The sequence below is a fragment of the Mycobacterium sp. NPDC003323 genome, assembly GCF_053589535.1.
The window spans coordinates 499,089-517,190 of record NZ_JBSFSB010000001.1 but is presented as its reverse complement, the minus strand read 5'-3'; the positions used below and the strand labels follow the sequence as shown (position 1 = coordinate 517,190).

At 68.4% G+C, this 18,102-nt stretch carries 17 protein-coding genes; 10 read left to right on the top strand and 7 right to left on the bottom strand.

Features of this window, described 5'->3' with window-relative positions; all coding sequences use genetic code 11:
- The first annotated feature begins 87 nt into the window (after window positions 1–87).
- From ACWDUN_RS02210 to sodC, 8 genes are all read left to right on the top strand, one after another.
- A complete protein-coding gene (locus ACWDUN_RS02210; protein ID WP_449923971.1) occupies window positions 88–714 on the top strand; it encodes a TetR/AcrR family transcriptional regulator in 627 nt (208 codons plus the stop codon).
- 29 nt (window positions 715–743) lie between these two features.
- Window positions 744–2,360: a serine/threonine-protein kinase gene (locus ACWDUN_RS02205; protein ID WP_449923968.1), complete on the top strand. Its 1,617-nt coding sequence runs from the start codon at window positions 744–746 to the stop codon at window positions 2,358–2,360.
- A gap of 248 nt (window positions 2,361–2,608) precedes the next feature.
- The gene (locus ACWDUN_RS02200) at window positions 2,609–3,463 is read left to right on the top strand and encodes a glycoside hydrolase family 26 protein (RefSeq protein WP_449923965.1); all 855 of its coding nucleotides are present in this window, start codon (window positions 2,609–2,611) and stop codon (window positions 3,461–3,463) included.
- The gene (locus ACWDUN_RS02195; protein ID WP_449923962.1) at window positions 3,460–4,695 is read left to right on the top strand and encodes a PP2C family protein-serine/threonine phosphatase; all 1,236 of its coding nucleotides are present in this window, start codon (window positions 3,460–3,462) and stop codon (window positions 4,693–4,695) included. The genes ACWDUN_RS02200 and ACWDUN_RS02195 overlap by 4 nt, the downstream gene beginning before the upstream one ends.
- Window positions 4,692–6,665, top strand: coding sequence for a glycosyltransferase (locus ACWDUN_RS02190; protein WP_449923960.1), 1,974 nt, complete (start codon window positions 4,692–4,694; stop codon window positions 6,663–6,665). The genes ACWDUN_RS02195 and ACWDUN_RS02190 overlap by 4 nt, the downstream gene beginning before the upstream one ends.
- A 15-nt stretch (window positions 6,666–6,680) precedes the next feature.
- Window positions 6,681–7,022 (top strand): STAS domain-containing protein, encoded by a 342-nt coding sequence (locus ACWDUN_RS02185; RefSeq protein ID WP_449923957.1) that lies wholly within the window; start codon window positions 6,681–6,683, stop codon window positions 7,020–7,022.
- A complete protein-coding gene (locus ACWDUN_RS02180; RefSeq protein ID WP_449923955.1) occupies window positions 7,009–7,419 on the top strand; it encodes an ATP-binding protein in 411 nt (136 codons plus the stop codon). The genes ACWDUN_RS02185 and ACWDUN_RS02180 overlap by 14 nt, the downstream gene beginning before the upstream one ends.
- Window positions 7,420–7,465: 46 nt before the next feature.
- Window positions 7,466–8,320 carry a superoxide dismutase[Cu-Zn] gene (sodC, locus tag ACWDUN_RS02175; protein WP_449923952.1) on the top strand — a complete coding sequence of 285 codons (855 nt, stop codon included), beginning with the start codon at window positions 7,466–7,468 and terminating at the stop codon, window positions 8,318–8,320.
- Between the two features lie 28 nt (window positions 8,321–8,348).
- Here the strand turns inward: sodC and ACWDUN_RS02170 are convergent, their stop codons facing one another.
- Genes ACWDUN_RS02170 through ACWDUN_RS02160 form a run of 3 tightly spaced genes read right to left on the bottom strand, consistent with a single transcriptional unit; the run spans window position 8,349 to window position 12,873 of the window.
- Window positions 8,349–9,053, bottom strand: a complete 705-nt coding sequence (locus tag ACWDUN_RS02170) for an HNH endonuclease family protein (protein WP_449923949.1) — start codon at window positions 9,051–9,053, stop codon at window positions 8,349–8,351.
- Window positions 9,050–11,278, bottom strand: a complete 2,229-nt coding sequence (gene recG, locus ACWDUN_RS02165) for an ATP-dependent DNA helicase RecG (RefSeq protein ID WP_449923947.1) — start codon at window positions 11,276–11,278, stop codon at window positions 9,050–9,052. Before recG ends, ACWDUN_RS02170 begins: the two co-directional genes overlap by 4 nt.
- A gap of 2 nt (window positions 11,279–11,280) precedes the next feature.
- On the bottom strand, window positions 11,281–12,873 hold the full coding sequence (locus ACWDUN_RS02160; protein WP_449923944.1) for a DAK2 domain-containing protein: 1,593 nt from the start codon (window positions 12,871–12,873) through the stop codon (window positions 11,281–11,283).
- Between the two features lie 215 nt (window positions 12,874–13,088).
- On the opposite strand from ACWDUN_RS02160, the gene rpmB reads away from it, so the two are divergent.
- Window positions 13,089–13,283 carry a 50S ribosomal protein L28 gene (rpmB, locus tag ACWDUN_RS02155; protein WP_030135717.1) on the top strand — a complete coding sequence of 65 codons (195 nt, stop codon included), beginning with the start codon at window positions 13,089–13,091 and terminating at the stop codon, window positions 13,281–13,283.
- 86 nt (window positions 13,284–13,369) lie between these two features.
- Here rpmB and ACWDUN_RS02150 read toward each other — a convergent pair whose 3' ends face one another.
- On the bottom strand, window positions 13,370–14,053 hold the full coding sequence (locus tag ACWDUN_RS02150) for a uracil-DNA glycosylase (RefSeq protein ID WP_449923938.1): 684 nt from the start codon (window positions 14,051–14,053) through the stop codon (window positions 13,370–13,372).
- 27 nt (window positions 14,054–14,080) lie between these two features.
- The gene (locus ACWDUN_RS02145; protein ID WP_449923936.1) at window positions 14,081–15,022 is read right to left on the bottom strand and encodes a thiamine-phosphate kinase; all 942 of its coding nucleotides are present in this window, start codon (window positions 15,020–15,022) and stop codon (window positions 14,081–14,083) included.
- A 213-nt stretch (window positions 15,023–15,235) separates the two neighbouring features.
- On the opposite strand from ACWDUN_RS02145, the gene ACWDUN_RS02140 reads away from it, so the two are divergent.
- Window positions 15,236–15,778, top strand: a complete 543-nt coding sequence (locus ACWDUN_RS02140; protein WP_449923934.1) for a DUF3515 domain-containing protein — start codon at window positions 15,236–15,238, stop codon at window positions 15,776–15,778.
- 76 nt (window positions 15,779–15,854) lie between these two features.
- Here ACWDUN_RS02140 and ACWDUN_RS02135 read toward each other — a convergent pair whose 3' ends face one another.
- Complete coding sequence (locus ACWDUN_RS02135) at window positions 15,855–16,952, bottom strand: D-alanine--D-alanine ligase family protein (RefSeq protein ID WP_449923931.1); 1,098 nt, start codon at window positions 16,950–16,952, stop codon at window positions 15,855–15,857.
- Window positions 16,953–16,992: 40 nt separating this feature from the next.
- Window positions 16,993–18,090 carry a cystathionine gamma-lyase gene (locus tag ACWDUN_RS02130; protein WP_449923929.1) on the bottom strand — a complete coding sequence of 366 codons (1,098 nt, stop codon included), beginning with the start codon at window positions 18,088–18,090 and terminating at the stop codon, window positions 16,993–16,995.
- Window positions 18,091–18,102 lie beyond the last annotated feature (12 nt).

The window sequence follows — 18,102 nt, the reverse complement described above, 5'->3', positions numbered from 1 at the left end:
AAACTATCACACGATCATACGCATTAGCGTCTAACTGTATGATGACGGTCGCGTGCTAGCGTCGCGTACTCCGAGAGGAAGGTGCCGATGGCGCGCAGGCGCGGGTGGGGCGGCGATCCGCCGCAGACCGATGAAGAGGCCGCCCGCCGCATCGTCACAGCCGCCGTCGACCTGGTCAGCGCCACCGGCGCGGCGATCTCACTGGCCGACGTGGCCAACTCGCTGGGCATCATCCGCCAGACCGTCTACCGCTACTTCCCCACCTCCGATGCACTCATGCACGCGGTGGCGATGGCGTCGGTGGATGCCTTCCTGGACCGCCTCGCCGAGAACGTGCGGGGCATCCACGATCCGGCCGACGCCATCACCGAGGGCACCGTCTTCACCCTCGACGAGGTCACCCGCACGCCGCATCTGGGCATCCTGCTGTCGCAGTCCTACCCGCACAACCACAGCGAGGACCTCACGTCCGAGGAGGCCCGCGCCATCGGCATGCGGATGATCGACCGGTTCGACGTCGACTGGGCCGCACACGGTTACGACGAGGACAGCCAGCGCGAACTGGTCGAGTTCACCCTGCGGGTCATGATGTCGTTCTTCGTCGCCCCGAACGCCGGGCGCCCACCGCAGGAGCTGCGAAACTTCCTGCGCCGCTGGCTCGGTGGGGCGGTGACCGCCCAGCAGAACAGAGCCGGCACACCGACGGCCGACTGACCTGATCTTCGGTGCCTTATGGTTAGCGCGTGGAGGGCATCCCGTTCGGTCGCTATCGCCTGGTGAAGGTGCTGGGCCGGGGCGGCATGGGCGAGGTGTGGCAGGCCTATGACACCGCGATGAACCGAGTGGTGGCGCTGAAGGTGCTGCCCGCCAACCTCGCCGACGATGACACCTACCAGCGCCGGTTCCGGCGCGAGGCCCAACTGGCCGCCGGCCTGGACGAGCCGCATATCGTGCCCATCCACGACTTCGGCGAAATCGACGGACGACTGTATGTGACGATGCGGCTGATCAACGGCAAGACCGTGCACGAGCTGCTGGAGACCGGTCCGCTGCCGCCCCCGCGGGCGGTCGGCATCACCGAACAGATCGCGGCGGCGCTGCATGCCGCGCACCGCGTCGGACTGGTACATCGCGACGTGAAGCCGTCGAACATCCTGGTGACGCCCGAGGATTTCGCGTATCTCATCGATTTCGGCATCGCGCAGTCCACCGGCGGCACCAAGCTCACCAGCACCGGTTCCACCATCGGCACCCTGGCCTACATGGCGCCCGAGCGGCTGTCCACCGACAGCTCGGATGCGCGGGCCGACATCTACGCGCTGACATGCGTTCTGCACGAATGCCTGACCGGATCACAGCCATTTCCCGGCGACAGCGTGGAGCGTCAGATCACCGGTCATCTGACGCTGCCGCCGCCGCGACCGTCGAGCATCCAACCCGGCGTGCCACCGCGGATGGACGATGTCATCGCAACCGGTATGGCAAAGAACCCCGAGCACCGATACGCCACCACCGGCGAATTGGCGGCGGCCGCCCGAGCCGCGGTCACACCCGTCACCGGGCACGACCGACCCACCGCCGGGCACTGGCCCACCCCGCCGTATGCCGCCGCACCGCCGTATCCGCCGCCGGTCCCCGGTCCGGTGCACCCTCAGCAGTGGCCCGTTCCCACGCCGCAGCCATGGCACCAGGCACAGCAGCCGGCGCAACCATGGTGGCGCGGTCCGGCCATTCTCATCCCGATCGGCCTCGCCGTCGCCGCGGTGGTGGTCCTCATTGCCATCGTGCTGGTGGTCGACGGCGGCGACGATCCCGGGTCCGGACAGCAAATCGCCGGGCGCACCGATTCCGCGCGTACCCCTACGCGCACCAGTACCGCTGCGCCGCAGACGAATCCCCCGACCGCGTCCCCCACGCCAGTGAGTCCTGCACAGATCCAGACCGCCGACGGTCTGGCCGGATTGGTGCAGACCATCCGGGACAAGTTCGGCGACGCGATGGGCTTCTCACTCGTGGTCTACCCCGAATACGCGATCGTCGACCGGGCCGACCCGGCCAACGCCAATATCACACAGGGCTATACCTATCGCGGTGACGGCTGGCAGGAATGGGGCTCACCGACTTCGACCGCCGGCTTCGATCATCTGGCCGATCTGAGCATGTTCGACGCGCCCGCGGTGGCCGCAGTGCTGGCCGACGCACCGCAGACCATCGGTGCGCCTCCGGGCACCGGGTGCTATCTGATCATCGAGGGCACCGAGGACGGCGGCCTGGAGTTGACCATCCATTCGACCGAACCGGGTACCGGATTCATGCAGGTGAACCCGGACGGCACCATCAAGCAGGTCTATCCACCCTAACCACTTGTGCGACAACGGTATCGATGACCTCAGACCGGCGCGCGGCTCATCGACCACCCAACTCGGTTCGGCATGCCACCGACACAGGATGTGTCGGCTTTCGAGGAAGACGGTCGGGGTGCCCGGTACAGCGGATCGGCAGGTGCACCTCACCGGTTGCCGGTGTTTCGCTTTTTGCCCGAATACGTGTCCGACATTGGACACCATTTTGCTCCGCGCGTGAGGTCGGTTGGCCTTATCTTCAAGAGGTGGGGAATTCGAATCGCATGCTGGATTTCGGCGTCACAACGCCCGGGGGTCCCTGCGCCACCGACGAGCTCGACGCGGTCTCGGATCTGCTCGGCCGGAATCCTCAGTATGTGCTCTGGTATGAGGATTTCGCCTCCCCGCCGCCACTGGACGAACTGGCGGCCGCCGACCGCATCGGCGCCGTTCCGGTGATCACCTGGGAGCCGTGGACGACATCCGACCGCGGAAACGACACATGGCAGAGTTTGTGCACCGGCGCCTTCGATGAATATATCCACGAATGGGTTGCCGAATTGCAGAATTGGCAACGCCCGATCTGTTTGCGGTTCGCACACGAATTCAACGGCGACTGGTATCCGTGGACCCCGGACGGCGGCACGCCGCCGGATGCTCACGCCGCGTCCTGGCGCCGAATCCACGGCATGTTCACCGCCGGGGGCGCGACCAATGTGCGGTGGATGTGGTGCCCCGATGCCGGGCTGTCCCGGGACACCACGCTCAAGACCTGGTACCCGGGTGACGAGTTCGTCGACATCATCGGTGTGGACGGCTTCAACTGGGGGACGTCGCGCACGGCGACCCGGTGGCGTTCCCCGGCGGAGATCTTCGATGCCGTCCTGGCCCAAGCCGAAGACATCGCCGACGGCCGGCCCGTCGTGATCGCCGAGGTGGCCTGCGCCGAAGAAGGCGGCAGCAAAGCCGACTGGATCACCGCGTTCGTCCGGTATCTGCGCGAGTGCACCACGGTCTCGGGTTTCGTCTGGTTCGACCACGACAAGGAGACCGACTGGCGGATCACCAGCACGCCGCGCGCCGCCGCCGCGCTGGTCGGTGCCCTGCGAGGGCCGGCATGAGCGGACCGTCACTGCAGGATCGCTACACCCTGCCCGCCGACGTCGAGGCCGAGCGGCTGCACGCCGTCGAACAGGTCTATCAACTCGACACCGCACCCGAGGACCGTTTCGCCCGTGTCACCAGCATGGCGCGCTGCGCACTCGGTGTGCCGATGGCGGCGATCTCACTGCTGGCCGAGGACCGGCAGTGGTTCAAGCAATGCGACGGACTGGATCTCGACGGCAGCGTGCCGCGCGGCCAGACCGTCTGCCAGGCGACCATCGCCCGGACCTACGAGGGTCTCGACCCCGCGCTGATCATCGAGGACACCTGGCAGTCCGAGTTCGCCGACCTGCCGGCGATCCGCGCCGAGGGCGGCATCCGGTTCTACGCGGGATATCCGTTGCGCGGTCCCGGCGGCCACGCCATCGGCACCTTCTGCGTCTACGACACCGAACCGCGTTCGCTCAGCGCGGCGCAGCGGCAGACCTTCATCGAATTGGCCGGCTGGGCCGAACGCGAACTGCAGAGTACCGATGACCTTGAGCGTGCCGCCGCGGTGCAGCGTCAACTGCTGCCCGCACCTCTGTCGACCCTGACGGGCTACTCGGTACAGGGCCTGTGCCTACCGGCATTCGCCGTCGGAGGTGACTTCTACGACCACTACCCGGTGTCCGACGGCGTGGTGTTCACCATCGCCGACGTCATGGGCAAGGGGCTGGCCGCGGCGATCGTCACCGCAACGGTGCGCTCGGCGCTGCGCGGCGCCTCACGCGCCATCGACTGGGTGGGCGGCACCGCCGATATCGCCGATGCGGTGAATTCGGTGGCCCATCAGATCGCCGACGATCTCAACAGCACCGACAGCTTCGTGACCATGGTGCACCTGAAACTGCGCACCGCCGACGGCGTGCTGGACTACGTGGACGCGGGTCACGGGTTCGCCGCGCATGTCGGTGCCGATGCGACGGTGACACCGCTGCGCAGCAACGGACTTCCGCTGGGCATCGTGCCCGAGGAGGTGTGGACTTCGGAGCGGGTGACGCTCGCGCCCGGCGACAGCATCGTGCTCGCGTCCGACGGTGTGCTCGATCTGGTCAGTGACGGCTGCGATGTCCGACCGGCACTGCGGTTCGTCGCGCAACACCGCGACCCGTCCGACCTGTGCGCCCGGATCCGGGCGCTGGCCGCCGCACAACCCGGACTCGACGATGTGACGCTGGTGGCCATCCGACGCGAGCCGTCGGGATGACGCACCGACTGCCGGACGCCTCGGTCGGGAAGCTCCCGTCGCCGTGGCTGCGACTGCTGATCCTGTGCACGGCGCTGTTGGGCATCAACTACATCGTCTGGCGCTGGATGGCATCGTTGAACTGGTCGGCGTGGTGGATCGCGGTGCCACTGGTGCTGGCCGAGACCTACAGCGTGATCGACTCGATGCTGTTCGCGTTGACGATGTGGCGGGTACTGCGCCGCCACCCACCGCCACCACCACCGGACGGCGCCACCGTCGACGTGCTGATCACGACGTACAACGAACCGATCCCGATGGTGCTGGAGACCGCGCGTGCGGCCCAGGCGATCCGCTATCCGCACAGCACCTGGATCCTCGACGACGGTGACCGCGCCGAATTGGCCGCCGCCGCAGCCGAAGCCGGGGTCGGTTATGTGACCCGGTCATCGCACTGGGACGACAAGCCCCGGCACGCCAAGGCGGGCAACCTCAACAACGCGCTGTTCGAGACCGCGGGCGAGTATCTGCTCATCCTGGATGCCGACCAGGTGCCCGATCCGCGGATCCTGGATCACACCCTGGGTTATTTCCGGGACCCGCAGATGGCGCTGGTGCAGACCCCGCAGTATTTCCACAACGTTCCCTTCAGTGACCCGCTGGGCAGCCAGGCGCCGCTGTTCTACGGTCCCATCCAGCAGGGCAAGGACGGCTGGAACGCGGCGTACTTCTGCGGATCGAACGCGGTCCTGCGACGAGAAGCGTTGATGCAGCTCGGGATCCGCGGATACGTACAGGCCGTCGAGGACGGCATCAAACGCACCCTGTTCGCCGCGCGCAAGATGCTCAAGACCGCTGCGGCACAGGCCGGTCCCGATCAACCCGAGGTGCAGGCGGCGCTGGAGTCGGTCCGGCAGGCGACCGCCGACGCGCGCCGCCAGCTGCGCGACAAGCGTGAGCTCGCCGATATCACCTACGAGTTCCAGCAGCGCGTGGATGCCGCCGCCCGCTCGATCGTCGATGCCGACGTGACGGCGATGCGCGCCGACCTGGAAGTCATCACCGCCTTGCAGCAGGATCCCGAACACACCTCCACGGAAGTGATATTCGATGACGAGGCCCTCACCTCGCTGGCCGGCCGGGACTGGTCCCCGCTGGGCGCCATCGAATCGATCAGCGCCATGGTGCGCGCGGTCGATGTCGGCCGCGACGACGAGGCGCAACCGGTGCTCCCGATGGCCACCATCTCGGTGACCGAGGACATGGCGACCTGCATGCGTCTGCACGCACAGGGCTGGAAATCCGCCTATCACCATGAGGTGTTGGCGCGCGGCCTGGCTCCCGATGATGTGCGCACCATGATGACCCAGCGGCTGCGCTGGGCCCAGGGCACCATTCAGGTGATGCTCAAGGAGAACCCGCTGGTTCAGAAGGGCCTGAGCATCGGTCAGCGCCTGATGTACTGGGCCACGATGTGGAGCTATCTGGCCGGTTTCGCCGCGCTGGCCTACATCGCCGCGCCGGCGATCTACCTCATCTTCGGCATCATGCCGGTGCAGGCCTACAGCTGGGACTTCTTCGGCAGGCTCATCCCGTTCCTCATCCTGAACCAGTTGATGTTCATCATCATCAGCCGTGGCACACCGACCTGGCGCGGTCAGCAGTACAGCCTCGCGCTGTTCCCGGTGTGGATCCGGGCCTGCGTCACCGCGTTCCGCAACGTCTACTTCGACCGGCCGCTGGGCTTCGCAGTCACACCCAAGACCAAACAGTCCGTCGACTCCGTGCCGTGGCACCTGGTGAAATGGCAGCTGGCGGCCATCGCGATGCTGGCGGTGGCCTCGGTGATCGGCATCGTGCAGCTGTACTTCGGCGCCATCTCGATGCTCGGTGTCGGCGTCAACCTGTTCTGGGTGCTGTTCGACATCATCATCTTGAGCGTGGTGTTCCAAGCCGTCCGATACCGCGGCCACGAGGCCGAAGAAACCTGACAATCGAGGAGTCCAGTGAGCCAATTCCCCACCCGCACACATACTTCCGGCGTTGTGGTGGTCAAGCCGGCCGGGCGGCTGAACATGGTGGCCGCGCCGGTCCTCCGCAAGGAACTGCATGCGCTGGTCGGCAACGGTCAACACCGTGTGGTGGTCGACCTCAGCGAATGCGAGTTCATCGACTCATCGGGCCTGGGTGCCCTGATCTCGGGGCTGAAGACTGCCCGCCAAGCCGGCGGCGATCTCCGGATCGCCGCGCCGACCCGCCAGGTGAGCACCGTGCTGGAGCTGACCAATCTCAACCGCGTGCTGCGCGCCTATCCCGACGCCGATGGTGCCTTCGATGACCGGTCCTGACCCGCTGACCCTGGACACCGTCACCGGACCGGATACCCTGGCCGCGATACAGCAGACCCTCGACGCCGTGTGGGAGCACAGCGACATCCCCGAGATCGTGCGCCTGCACATGGATCTCGCGGCCGGCGAGATCGGCGCCAACATCATCGAGCACTCCGGTGACGGGCAGCCGGTACACCTGCGGATGACCGTCGAACTGACCGACGACTGCATCCGCGCCGTGTTCACCGATGATGGGCATCCCGCACCGATGGACCTCGCGCGGCTGCAGATGCCCGACGAGATGTCCGAACGCGGCCGCGGCCTGGCGATCGCCTACCGGGTGCTCGACGAGCTGTCCTACCGCCGCGATGCCGAGGGCAACCACTGGACGCTGGTGCACAGTCGCTGCGAGTGACGTCAGAGATGTGTCGCCGGCCACAAGTCGGGGTACCCGCGCTCGCATGGCACATCGACTCGCACTGTCGGCGGCCTTCCTGGCCGTTCCCACGCTCGCCCTGACGTCCTGCAACTCCGGCAGTGATACCGGCGACGAATCCACCACCGGCGCGGTGCCCGCCGGGACGGAACGGCTGTCCGCGCAGCTGGTGACCGCGGACGGGACGCCGGTCGCCGACGCCACACTGGACTTCGCCGACGGCTTCGCACGAATCACGGTCAAGACCGTCGAGAGCGGCATCCTGAGCCCGGGATTCCACGGCATGCACATCCATTCCGTCGGCGAGTGCGAGCCGGACTCCGAACCCCCCGGCGGCGGCGACCGCGGTGACTTCTTGTCGGCGGGCGGTCATTTCCAGGCCGCCGGGAACACCGGCCACCCGGCCAGCGGTGACCTGACCGCACTGGAGGTTCGTTCCGACGGCACGGCCGAACTGGTCACCACCACCGATGCTTTCACCGCGCAAGATCTCCTCGACGGCGAGGGCACCGCCCTGATGATCCACGAGGACGAGGACAATTTCGGGCACATCCCCGACCGTTACACCGGGCCCGGCGGATCTGCCGGACCCGATGAGGACACCCTGGCCACCGGGGATGCCGGCGCGCGTGTCGCGTGCGGGGTGATCGAGTCCGTGTCGGCGACATCGACGTCATCCGCCACGGCGTCATCCACCACGACCACCACGACCGGCTCCACCGTGACCGAGACGACGGTGATCAGCCCGACAGTCATCGTGCCGCCGACGATCACCGAAACGGCACCTCCGACGATCACCACAACAGTGACCACGACGCCGCCGACCACGACCGAGACCACCGCACAGACCACCCAGACACCGCCTGCCGGCCAGGGATGACCGTGCTGCCGCCACCGGCGGCGCGCGCTCAGCCGGTCGGGCAGGTCCCCGCGGCCTCGCGCAACACCCGCGCCGACGACGCGTCGACCGGCAGCCGGTATCCGCGCAGCACCTCGGCGAACTGCACCGCGTACTGACACCAGAACGCCCGGTTGGGCGGCATCCACAGCGCCGGCTCGCTGTCGCCCTTGTCCTGGTTGGCGCCACCGGAGACGGCGATCAGGTTGGCCGGGTCATTGGCGAAGCGCAACCGCAACTCATCAGACCAGGACCGGGCACCCAGATCCCAGGCCAGTGCCAACGGCACGATGTGGTCGATCTGAACCGAGGCCCCGATCTGGTTACCGCGGACGAAGGCGATCGTCTCGTTGGTATACGGGTCGACCAGCGTTCCGGTCGCGACCGCGGTCGGACAGCGTTTGATCGACACATACGATTTCTCGACCAGATCGCGATCGAGAATGTCGTTGCGGGTGTCGCAGCCATTGCGACCGCCCGGCGCGTCGTTGTCATCGTCCCAGGAATCCCCGAAGGCATCGCGCCGGTAGTCGTAGGCCGGCGTCCGGGAAGGAATTTCGACGACGCCTGCCAGGACGTCGATGCCGGGCGCCACCGTCGGCGTATCGGCCTCGGCGACGAAACGTGATGAGCCGGTACCCGGTTCGGTGCTGACCTGCACCGCCACCAGCACCGTGAGTGCGACACCGGCGGCCAGCACCGCCATCCGTTTCATGACTTGTCCAGGTACTGGACGCGATCGGTGTCGGAGAACGGCGCGGCCAGCACCTCCAGACCCGGCTGATGCGGATCGTCCAGATAGGCCTGCTCGCAGAAGCTGCGTGCGTCCTGGATGACCCCGAGGTGCTCGGCCAACGACAGATAACGCAGGGTGGTCAGCCGGCCGGACTGGTTGTAGCCCAGCACATCCCCCTCCTGTCGTTCTTGCAGGTCGAGGTCGGCCAGTTCGAAACCATCCAGCGTTCCGGCGACCGCGCGCAGTCGCTCCCCGGCCCTGGACGTCGACGGCATCCGCGTCACCAATAGGCACAGGCTGGGGTGCTGGCCGCGCCCGATGCGGCCGCGCAGCTGATGCAACTGGCTGATGCCGAACCGGTCGGCGTCCATCACCACCATGACGGTTGAGTTGGGCACGTCGACGCCGACCTCGATGACGGTGGTGCACACCAGCACATCGATGTCACCGGCCCGGAAGGCCGACATCACCGCGTCCTTCTCTTCGGGCGCCAGCCTGCCGTGCATCAGGCCCAGCCGCAGCCCGGACAGCGGGCCGCCGCGCAGTCGGTCCAGCAGCTGCAGCACCGTGACCGGCGGTGGGCCGTGCTCGTAGGCGTTCTTCTTGTCGGGTTCCTCGTCGATCCGGGAGGCCACCACGTAGGCCTGCCGGCCGGCGCCGACCTCCTCCTTGATGCGCTCCCACGCCCGGTCCAACCAGGCCGGGTGTTCCTTGGTGAAGATGACGTTGGAGACGATCGGCTGCCGCCCGCGGGGCAGCTCGCGCAGGGTGGAGGTCTCCAGGTCGCCGAACACCGTCAGCGCGATGGTGCGCGGGATCGGAGTCGCCGTCATCACCAGCAGATGCGGTGTGATCCCCCCGGTGGCCTTGGCCCGCAACCGGTCACGTTGTTCGACCCCGAACCGGTGTTGCTCGTCGACCACCACCATGCCCAGCCGGGCGAACTCCACCGACTCCTGGATCAATGCGTGGGTCCCGATCACGATGCCCGCGGCCCCGGAGACGATGTCGTCGCGGGCCTGCCGCTTCTGCTGCGGGGACATCGACCCGGTGAGCAGTGCCACCCCGGTGGCTCCGTCCGCGGCGCCCAGTTCCCCGGCCATCGCCAGCGGTCCCAGCACCTGACGGATGGACCGGTAGTGCTGGGCCGCAAGGACTTCGGTGGGCGCCAACAACGCGCACTGCATGCCGGCGTCAACCATCTGTAGCATCGCCAGCACCGACACGATGGTCTTGCCGGAGCCGACCTCACCCTGCAGCATGCGATTCATCGGCCGCGAGCCCGCCAGCTCACCGGAGATGACCTCCAGCACCTCGCGTTGCCCGCCGGTGAGTTCGAACGGCAGCTGCGCGCCGAGCGCGGCCAACAACCCGTCGTCGCGTACCGGCGCGGTCGGGCCGGTCTCGCCGAGCTCACCGTAACGCCGGGAGACCAGTGCCCACTGCAGCCCGATCGCCTCGTCGTAGGTCAGCCGCTCATGCGCCGCTGCCCGCTCCACGGCGTTGCGCGCCAGGTGGACACCGCGCAGGGCCGCATCCTCGGAGATCAGATCCCATTGTCGCAGAACAGATTCGGGCAGCAGCTCGGGTACCGGGTCGAGCACCGCCAGCACCTGACTGATACAGGCGAAGATGTCCCAGCTCTGCAGCTTCTTGGTGGCCGGATAGATGGGGAAGAAGTCTCGTTCGAACGCCGCCAGCACGTCATCGCCGGTCTGACCGGACGCGTCGGCGATCTTCTTGAACGAGCGGGTGCCGATGGTGCGCCCGTTGCGTTCGTCGAGCACCAGAAACGCCGGATGGGACAACTGCACGGTGTTGCGGAAATAGCCGATCTCACCCGACAGCATCACCCGGGTGCCCTCGGTGAGGCTGCCGACCAGATAGTCCGCATTGAAGAAGGTCGCGGTGATCGGCGGGTTCCGGTTGCCCAGCGTCACCCGCAAAAGCTTGCGTGCCCGCTTGCCCGGCTGCGGTTTCATCGGGCGCACATCGGTTTTGGTGATGGTGTCCACGAAGGTCACGTGGGTGCCCTCTTCGAGTTCGATCTCCTCGCCCTCTTCGCGGACATTGATCCCGTCGCTGTACTTGCGCGGATAGTGCCGCAACAGGTCGTTCACGGTGCGGAGCCCGAAGGCCTCCTCCAACGAGTTCGCGGCCTTGACGCCCAGCACATGGGACAGCAGATCCCCGAGAACGGCCACCGCTACTCCACTCCGATCAACAACGCGTCCCCACCGTGGCCCGTACGGTAGCTGACCAGTTCGGCCCCGAGGTGCTCGCGGCGCACGTGTTCGCGCAGCCGCTCCCCCACGCCGTCGTCGACACCGGCACCCAGCAACACGGTGACCAACTCGCCACCGGAGGCCAACAGCAGATCGATCAGCCCCGCACCGGCGGTGGCGATATCACGCCCCACGATCAGTACTTCGTCACCGGTGATGCCCAGTCCGTCACCGGTTTTGCAGGCACCCGCCCAGGTCAGTGCATCCTCGGTCGCGACCCGCACCGAACCGTGCCGAGCGCCCGCGGCGGCCCGCGCCATCGTGTAGCCGTCGTCGACCCCCTCGCGGGCGCCGTCGTGCACCGCCAGCGCGGCCAGCCCCTGCACCATCGACGCGGTCGGCACCGGGACGATGTCGATGCCCCAACCGGTGGCCGCGGTGCAGCCGGCGACCAGCTCCTCGGCTGCGACAAAGCCGTTGGGCAACAACATGATCTGCGCGGCATCGGCGTCGACGAGCGCCCGGAGCAATTGCTGGGCACTGATCGGGCGGCCGTCGCCGGGTCGTAGCACCCTGGCGCCCTCATCGGCGAACAACGTCTCGGCACCGTCACCGTCGACGACGGCCAACACCGCGCGGTCGCGGCTGCCGGCGGCCACCGGTCGGGCACCGGTGAGCAAGGTGATCTGGATACCGCTGGGCACGCCCACCGCAAGTCCGGCCTCCACGGCCGCTCCCGCGTCATCGGTGTGCACGTGCACCGAATGCGCGCCGCCGCGTCCAGAGGTGATCGCCACGGAGTCGCCCAGGCCGGCCAGCGCGACGCGCAACTGCTCGATGGCGTCGGGGGCACATCCGGTCAGCAGGTACATCACCTCGAAGCGCGGCGGTGCCGGTTCGGTGCGTGAGGGTTCGGTTGCCGCCGCGGCCGGCTGGTAGACCTGTCGCGCCGGCGCGGTTCCGGCCAGCGTGGCGGTCATCGCGTCGAGCAGTACCAGCAGACCCCGCCCACCGGCGTCCACCACGCCGGCCTCGGCCAGCACCTCCAACTGTTCGGTGGTGCGGTCCAGCGCGTCCGCCGCAGCCGCGGCACTGGCGGTGACCACCGCGTCCACCGACTCGGCGGCATGTTTCTCGGCCGCCTGGGCGGCCTCGCCGAGCACCGACACGATGGTGCCCGGCACGGCCTGTCCCATCGAGGCGATGACCAGCGTCTCGGCGCACCGCAGCGCGGCGGCGAACGCCGTGCCGTCGACCTCGCTCAGCCGGCCCTCGGCGGTGACATCGGCCAGGCCCCGCAGGATCTGGGACAGGATCACCCCGGAGTTGCCGCGGGCGCCGCGCAGCGCGCCGTCGGCCAGCAGAGCGGTCAGCCCGACCAGATCGAGATCGTCGCGACCTTCCGCGCCGGCCACCGCGGCACGCATCGTGAACAGCATGTTCGTGCCGGTGTCGGAATCGGCGACCGGGAACACATTGAGGCGGTTGATCTCGTCGGTGTGCGTGATGAGCTGCCCGACGGCCGTGTGCGCCCAGCGCTTCAACGTCGGTGCGTCGAGCCGCGCCACCGACATCTACACCTCCTGAACGTCCCGCGGACCGTGCGCGCCAGAATAGTCACCGGCGCCGACAGCGCCCGAGTTGTGCACAGGTTGGACATCCGATCAGCAGGTGCTGCGGGCACCGTTTTGCAGATCCGTTCCCGGCCCCGGTATCCTGGTCAGGTTGTCGGGTCACCCAGGCCTAATGGTTGTTGACCCACCAAGTACTGATACGAGGAGTTCTACACATGGCTGCCGTGTGCGATGTCTGCGGAAAGGGCCCCGGCTTCGGTAAGTCGGTTTCACACTCCCATCGCCGGACCAGCCGTCGGTGGAACCCGAACATCCAGTCGGTGCGCGCCGTCGCGCGTCCGGGTGGCAACAAGCAGCGGGTCAACGTGTGCACCTCCTGCCTGAAGGCCGGCAAGGTCACCCGCGGCTAGACACCGCCCAGCGGCGCTGAACTCGATTCATCGTCCCATCGCATCCCCGCGCGATGGGACGATGTCGTGTCTGCGCACAAATGGCGCTAGGGCAGTTTCCAGTCCACCGGGTCCGCACCCAGCTGCGTCAGCAGTTCGTTGGTGCGGCTGAACGGTTTGGACCCGAAGAATCCGCGTGACGCGGACAGCGGCGACGGGTGCACCGACTCGATCACCCCGCACCCGCCCTCGACCAACAGCGGTTTGAGCGTGCCGGCGTCCCGTCCCCACAGGATCGCCACGAGCGGTTGCGGCCGGGCGACCAGTGCCCGGATGGCGCACTCGGTGACCGCTTCCCAGCCCTTGCCGCGGTGCGATGCCGGCGTGCCCGGCCGCACCGTGAGCACCCTGTTGAGCAGCATCACCCCGCGCTGCGACCACGGGCTCAGATCACCGCTGGACGGGGTCGGATGCCCCAGGTCGGCGCTGTACTCGGTGAAGATGTTCACCAGGCTGCGCGGCACCGGTCGCACGTCGGGGGCCACCGAGAAACTCAACCCGACCGCGTGGCCCGGCGTCGGGTACGGGTCCTGACCGACGATGAGCACCCGCACCTCCTCGAACGGGAAGGTGAACGCCCGCAAGACGTTCTCCCCGGCCGGTAGATAGCGGTGCCCGGCGGCCAGTTCGGCGCGCAGGAACTCCCCCACCTGCGCGACCTGCGGGGCCACCGGTTCCAGCGCGCGAGCCCAGCCGGGTTCGACGAGATCGGTCAACGGGCGTGGTGTCACGAGCGCCAAAAATAGCGTGCCGAGACCTCAGTAGGACTGCCAGCCCGCACTTGCATGCCATGGCCTGCCGTCCACCAGCACCATCGACGGCCCCTCGACGGTCGTACCGATCGCCCGCCAGCCCGGCGGGATCGGGCCCGGGAACACCGCGGCCAACGCGTGCTCCTCGCCGCCACCGAGCACCCAGGTCCATCCGTCCTCGCCGGTTGCCGCCGCGGCCGCGGCGACCGCGGCGTGATCGGCACCCAGCGACTCCCGCGTCAGCATGATCCCGATACCCGACGCGGCGGCGATATGACCGAGATCGGCCAGCAGTCCGTCGGACACGTCGGTCATGGCGCTCGCACCGGCCTCGGCCGCGATCCGACCCTGACCATACGGCGGCGCAGGCACCAGATGCCGTTCCCGGAGTTGCTGGTGGCCGTCGATTCCATTGCGCCACAACGCGTATCCGGCCGCCGAAGTCCCGAGGTCACCGATGACGGCCACCGTCTGCCCCGGTGCGGCGGTATCGCGTCGCACCGGGGCCCGCCCATCGAGATCTCCCAGTGCAGTCACCGAGATGACCCACAGCGGTGCGCTGACCAGGTCCCCGCCCGCGATCCCACCGCCACAGCGGTGCGCCTCGTCCCACATCCCGTCCGACAACTCCTGCGCGGCCGCGGCCGGGGTGTCCGGCGGCGCGGCGAACGCGACCACGAAGGCCGACGGCACCGCCCCCATCGCCTCGATATCGGCGGCGTTCTGGGCGATGGCCTTGCGGCCGATGTCGTGCGGAGTGGACCAGTCCAGCCGGAAATGCCGGTCCTGCACCAACATGTCGGTGGTCACCGCCGTCGCCGCATGAAGCACGGCGGCGTCGTCACCGGGCCCCAGCGTCACCGCCGCCGGTTGGCGCCGGTTCGCGACGATCCGGTCGATCACGCCGAACTCGCCGACCTGCGCCAGCGTCGGCCCGTTGTCGCTCATCTCACCGTCCTGCCTGGGAGTCGCGCCCTGTTCACGGTCGTCTGCGCAGAGTCTATGCAGCGCAAACGGAGGGCTATCCCGCGGTGGAGGCAGTCTTGCTGATCCAGACCGCGGCCGGTCGCGCCGTCGTCGGTCGGGTGGCAGACGTGGCCGGGATCACGCGGACCCTGACCTGCCCGATCGCCGGAACCGGGCAGCCATAGAGTTGTCGGTGTGACCGACCCCGATGAACACGACGGCCCGCCGCGGTCGCTGATCATCGCCGCCGTCGGTGTCGCGGTCGCCGCCGTCATCGTGCTGCTGACCTTCGCCGCCACCCGCCAGGTCGCGCCCGAGCCGACGCCCGTGCCGATCGCCGCCGCCCCGGCACCGCAGGCCGAGTCCCCGCAGTGCACCGCGTTGATGGGCGCACTGCCCGAACAGCTCGGTGATTACCGTCGCGCCGAGGCGGTCGAGCCCGTCCCGGCCGGTGCGGCCGCCTGGCAGGCCGATCCGTCGGCCGATCCGGTGATCATGCGGTGTGGGCTGGAGCGCCCCGTCGACTTCGTGGTCGGCACGCCCGTGCAGGTGGTCGACGAGGTCCAGTGGTTCGAGGTGAGTCAGCACGGCGTCAGCACCTGGTTCGCGGTCGACCGCGGCACCTATGTCGCACTGACGCTGCCATCGGGGTCCGGGCCGACGCCGATCCAGCTGATCTCCAAGGCCATTGCCCGGACCATGCCGGCCCAGCGGCCCGATCCGGGACCCGCGCGCTAGCTGATCCGCGCCGAGATGGACGTTTTGGCCGGCAGCACTCGCACTTTGGCGCCGGTTTGTTCGATTGGGCGAAAAGTCAGCGCAGGCCGGTGCCGCGGGCGAGCGCCGTCTCGACCATGGTCGCCAGCAGTGTGGGGTAGTCCACCCCGCTGGCAGCCCACATCCGCGGGTACATCGAGATGGTGGTGAAGCCGGGCATGGTGTTGATCTCGTTGATCACCGGCCCGTCCTCGGTGAGGAAGAAGTCGACCCGGGCCAGCCCCTGGCAGTCGATGGCCCGGAACGCCCGGATCGCCAGCGCACGCAACTCGTCGGCCACGTCGTCGTCGACCTTGGCCGGCACGTCGAGTTCGGCCGCGTCGTCGAGATACTTGGTGGCGAAGTCGTAGAAGGTGTCCTCGCGGTCGCGCACCCCGGCCACCCGGATCTCACCGATCTCGCTGGCCTCGACGCGACCATCCGGGAACTCCAGCACCCCGCACTCCACCTCGCGGCCGATGATGGCGGCCTCGACGATCACCTTGGGATCGTGGCGGCGGGCGTCGGCGATCGCGGCGGGCAGTTGGTCCCAGGCGGTCACCCGGCTGACCCCGATCGAGGAACCACCACGGGCCGGCTTGACGAACACCGGCAGACCCAACCGCTCGCGGTCATCGAGGCTCACGGTGTCCTGCTGTGCTCGCAGCACCACGTGGTCACCGATCGGCAGCCCGTCGGCGAGCAGCAGTTTCTTGGTGAACTCCTTGTCCATCCCGGTCGCGCTGGCCAGCACACCGGCACCGACGTAGGGCACACCGGCCAGCTCGAGCAGACCCTGGATGGTGCCGTCCTCGCCGTAGGGGCCGTGCAGCACCGGGAACACCACGTCGACCGCTGCCAGCACCTGCCCCGCACCTTCGCCCAGTGACAGCAGCTCGCCGCGGCGCACCGGGTCCGCGGTCAGCGCCAGCGCGGTGCCGTCGGCGACATCGGGCAGCTGTCCGTCGGTGATGGCCAGCGTCTCGGGCCTGCCGTCGGTCAGCACCCAGCTGCCGTCGCCGGTGATGCCGACGGCGACGACCTCGAAGCGTTCCGGATCGAGATTGCGCAGGATGCTGCCTGCGGAAACACAGGAAATCCCGTGCTCGGAGCTGCGTCCGCCATAGATGACGGCGACTCGGGTACGGGCACTCACAACCTGCAGAGGCTACCGGCTGTGGCGCACGACCGGCTGCTCAGGTGAGTGCGCGCTCGATGTCGGCGACGATATCGTCGGTGTCCTCGATACCCATCGACAGCCGCGCGAAGCCGTCGCCGACGGGGTCACCCCAACGGGCGCGGCGGTCCACGCAGGTGTGGATGCCGCCGAAACTGGTCGCCGCGACCAGCAGCGCGCTGCGCTGCACCAGGGTGTGCACGGCGGCGGCATCGGCCAGTTCGACGGCCACCAGGCCGCCGAAGCGGCGCATCTGCTCGACGGCGATGGGGTGGGACGGGTCATCGGGCAGACCGGGATAGCGCACCGATCGCACCGCCGGATGATCACGCAGCGTCAGGGCGACGGCGTGCGCGTTGCGGCACTGCCGTTCGACGCGCAGTCCGGCGCTGCCCAGGCTGCGCAGGGCCAACCACGCCTCGAACGGCCCCAGCACCGGTCCGGTCAGCAGCCGCTCCCGCTCGACGGCGGCCATCAGATCGGGATGGCTGCCCGCGACATACCCGGCGAGCAGATCGCTGTGCCCGGACAGTGCCTTGGTGGCACTGGCTACCACCAGATCCGCGCCCAGCATCAGCGGTTGCAGCCCCAGCGGCGTGGCGGCGGTGTTGTCGACGACGAGCGTCGCGCCGCGGCTGCGGCAGATATTGGCCAGCCGGTGCAGGTCCACCACGTCCAGGGTGGGGTTCACCGGTGTCTCCGCGAAGATGACATCGGCGTCAGCGGCCGCCGCGCACATCTGGTCGGCGGTCGCCTCGACGACGGTGACACCCAGCGGTCCGAGGTATTCGGCGGCGTAGCGGCGCACCTGGTAATAGCCGTCGGCAGGTACCACCAGGGTGGTATCGGGTTTGGCCAGCACCCGCAGCACCGCGCTGATGGCGCCCATTCCGGAGCCGAAGGTCAGCGCCGCGGTCGCACCCTCCAGTTCGGCCAGCGCCGATTCCAGCTGTCGCCAGGTCGGATTCGATGCGCGGCCGTAGGTGTCCAGCGGTTCGGACTCATCGGGTGACAGATGGTAGGCCGAGGCCGGGACCGGAACCGCGGCCACCGGCTGGCCCGGAACCGCGTGCGCACCAACGGCATTGACGCTGCGGGTGGAGTCGCCGTATTCCATACCTTCTGCTCC